At 61.5% G+C, this 3,042-nt stretch carries 5 protein-coding genes; 2 read left to right on the forward strand and 3 right to left on the reverse strand.

What is annotated here, in order from left to right; translation table 11 throughout:
- Positions 1 to 97: 97 nt before the first annotated feature.
- Entirely contained in the window at positions 98 to 1,108 is a 1,011-nt protein-coding gene (locus tag Q1V51_RS06910; RefSeq protein WP_300528004.1) for a peptidoglycan -binding protein, read from the forward strand.
- A gap of 245 nt (positions 1,109 to 1,353) precedes the next feature.
- Here the strand turns inward: Q1V51_RS06910 and Q1V51_RS06915 are convergent, their stop codons facing one another.
- Together Q1V51_RS06915 and Q1V51_RS06920 are read right to left on the reverse strand one after the other, a co-directional pair.
- The gene (locus Q1V51_RS06915) at positions 1,354 to 1,662 is read right to left on the reverse strand and encodes a CcdB family protein (protein WP_300554505.1); all 309 of its coding nucleotides are present in this window, start codon (positions 1,660 to 1,662) and stop codon (positions 1,354 to 1,356) included.
- Positions 1,663 to 1,917, reverse strand: coding sequence for a type II toxin-antitoxin system CcdA family antitoxin (locus Q1V51_RS06920; RefSeq protein WP_300554506.1), 255 nt, complete (start codon positions 1,915 to 1,917; stop codon positions 1,663 to 1,665). It lies immediately after the preceding gene.
- 196 nt (positions 1,918 to 2,113) lie between these two features.
- Between Q1V51_RS06920 and rpmE the strand changes: the two genes are divergently transcribed.
- Positions 2,114 to 2,332, forward strand: a complete 219-nt coding sequence (gene rpmE / locus Q1V51_RS06925; RefSeq protein WP_291894535.1) for a 50S ribosomal protein L31 — start codon at positions 2,114 to 2,116, stop codon at positions 2,330 to 2,332.
- A gap of 79 nt (positions 2,333 to 2,411) precedes the next feature.
- On the opposite strand, the gene Q1V51_RS06930 is transcribed toward rpmE, so the two are convergent.
- Entirely contained in the window at positions 2,412 to 2,930 is a 519-nt protein-coding gene (locus tag Q1V51_RS06930) for a DUF1465 family protein (RefSeq protein WP_300554520.1), read from the reverse strand.
- Between the last annotated feature and the right edge of the window lie 112 nt (positions 2,931 to 3,042).

Genomic DNA, 3,042 nt, shown 5'->3' on the forward strand with positions numbered 1-3,042 from the left:
CCGCAATAGCCAGGAAGAATCGGCGCGCATGCTGCGGGACGAGATCCGGGTACTGATCCGGGCCATGAATGCGCGCGACAAAGGGGGCGAATAGGGCATGAGCGCTCCGCGTTTCGCGCGCTTCCAGGAGGCCGATAACGGTGATCACTGGCCGGGTTTCGTCGATGCCCTGGCGACCTTGTTGCTGGTCATCGTCTTCCTGCTTGCCGTGTTCGTCGTCAGCCAGGTTTCCCTCAGCCAGGCGCTGACCGGCCGGGACGAGCAGCTTGCGGCGCTCAATGCCCAGCTGGCGACCCTGGCTGATGAACTCAACATTGCCCGTGACGAGAATGCGGAGCTCAATCTGCGCATTGAGGGCCTGGAGACCGATATCGCTGGTCTGGAAGACGAGCGTGACCAGCTGACCGGCGCCCTGGCGATGGCTCAGGTCCGTACACAGGAGCTCAATGCCGAGCTGGAAGCCCAACAGGAACTCTCCGAGGAAAGCCGCCGCGCGCTTTTGCTGCTGAACCAGCAAATGGCGGTGCTGCGCGACCAGATCGCGACCCTGAACGCCGCCCTTGATGCCGCCGAGCTGCGTGCCGAGGAGGCCGAGGCGCAGGTGATCAATCTGGGTGAGCGCCTCAATGCGGCCCTGGCCGAGCGCGCTGCCGAGCTGGCCGTTTACCGTTCCGACTTCTTCGGCCGCCTGCGCGCCATTCTCGGCAATCGTACCGGGGTGCGTATTGTCGGTGACCGTTTTGTCTTCGAGACCGACGTGTTGTTCGCCTCGGGCTCGGCCGCGCTGTCCAGTGAAGGCCGTGAAAGCCTGCGCCCGATCGCCGATGCGATCATGCAGCTGACGACGGAAATCCCTGATGATCTGGAATGGGTCATCCGCATCGACGGCCATACCGACCCTGTGCCGATCCGCACCACCTACCCATCCAACTGGCACCTCTCGGCCGCCCGGGCGATCTCGGTGGTCAACTGGATGGAAGATCTCGGCGTTCCGTCTGAGCGGCTGGTTGCTGCGGGGTTTGGCGAGCACCACCCGCTGGTGGAGGGCCGCACGGCGTCGGCGAATGCCCAGAACCGCCGGATCGAGCTGAAGCTGACGTCGCGGTAGGGCATGCCGGGGCGCCGATTGAAATCTGTGAATGGCGGAAGTGTCTTCAGGCTGTTGGCAGGTGTTTGGTTGCTCTGTTTTGTGCTGCTTCAATTGAACGCTTGGTTGGGGGAGGTGTCGTTCTCCTCGGCCGTTTTCGATGGTCTGTTTGTCGCAACGCTAGTTGCAATGGGGCTCGGAGCAGTGTTGGCCCTGTGCAAGGTGATCATTCGATAAGGCCTGAAATCACGTTTCAGTCTGCGCGCTTAGTACCCTTGAAACAGGAAATCCATCGCCGCGGTGATCGTATCGCGATGCTCGGCTTCGATATTTCCGACGGGGGACTTGAAGGCGCGGACCGGCCGTGTCGCGACTTCCGAAGTCATCAGAAGATAGTCAGTGCCGTCTATTGTAATGACAGGGTAAAGGCGCGGCGCGACCTGGTCCGCCCGGCCGTCGGGCTTTGCCAGTGGTATAACGACACGCGTGCCCAGCTCGCTCAAGAGGCCGGCTTGGACATCGATGACGAGCGGATAGGGGCCGCGATTGGTCTCATAGATATCGAAGCGGGCCACTCAAATTTCCTCTGCCCACCAGGGCGTGAAAACCGTGCCCTCCCGCTCGATACGGCGGTTATGCGCCTTTATGGCCTCGCGATTCTCCTCCAGCCAGCGTCGTCCCTTTTCCTCGCGCACGGCGGCCTCAATCCCGGCTTCTGCGGCCTTCGATGCGTTCAGCCCCAAATCCTTGGCCTCCTTCATCACGTCCTCCCGGACGGTCAGGTTCACGCGTTTACGGCGCGGGGTCTGGCTGTAGTCGTGATCGCTCATGCTGCACTCCATGTATGCGTATAAAAATACACACTCGGGCTCCGCCCCGCAATCTGTCCGGACCCTGATACACCGGACTCACGTCTTCGCTTGCCCGGCCTTGCATCTTCCTGTATGAGCGCCGCTCCTGAGTTTATTGAGCTGCGTGCCCGGCTAAGGTTCGGTGTAGCGCGGCGGAGACAAGAAAGCCGGATCGATGAAAAGCGATATCCATCCCGAGTACCACATCATCAACGTGGTGATGACTGACGGCACGACCTTCCAGACCAAGTCCACCTGGGGCAAGGAAGGCGATACGCTGAACCTCGATATTGATCCGACCTCGCACCCGGCCTGGACCGGCGGTAACCAGCAGCTGATGGACCGCGGCGGCCGCGTCTCCCGCTTCAAGGACAAGTTCAAAGGCTTCGTCTAAGCCTTATCGAACGTCCAGCGGACACAAAAAAGCGCGACCCGAATGGGCCGCGCTTTTTTCATGTCTGAAACCGCCGGGCTTAGCTTTGCGAGAAGGCACCGCGCAGCATGGCCATCTGATCGGCAACCGGGTTGGCGTCGACCTCACCACCTGCGTCCGAATACAGATTGTCATCGATCCGCTTGAGGCGGGCATACAATGAGCGAGAGCGCTCCACTAGCGTGCCGAGATAGGCCGGCGGGCTTTCGTCTTCCGGCCAGAGATTATCGGTCGGGCGATCCATGCCGAGACGGTATTTGCCGTCGGTCGCGTCTTCCGCGCTCATTTCGCCTTCGGCGACGGCGCGCTGGGCCAGGAGCCAGGATGCAGCCTGCATCAGCCGGGTGGTGAGCTTCATGCTCTCGGTGGCGTAGGACAGAGCGCCGGCACGATCGAGCTGCTTGCTGTCAGCGCGGCCCGGGCCATCGAGATAGCTGGCGGTTTCCTCGACAAGCTCCATGCCTTCGCTGAAGAGCTTTTCGAACATTTCCGAGGCCGCAAATTCGCGGGCTCGAACGGCCGGGCCGGTGCCGGCGGAGAAAAGGGTCGACTGGGTCATAACGCGTCCATCTGTCCTGCGTAGTTTGCTCGAATCACTGCAAGCCCGAGGCCAGAATCCCCCAATACCTTGATTAAATCTTGAACACGGCGTCCGCAGCGCTGCGACCCGC

The sequence above is a fragment of the Maricaulis sp. genome (assembly GCF_030149235.1).
Taxonomy (GTDB): Bacteria; Pseudomonadota; Alphaproteobacteria; order Caulobacterales; family Maricaulaceae; genus Maricaulis.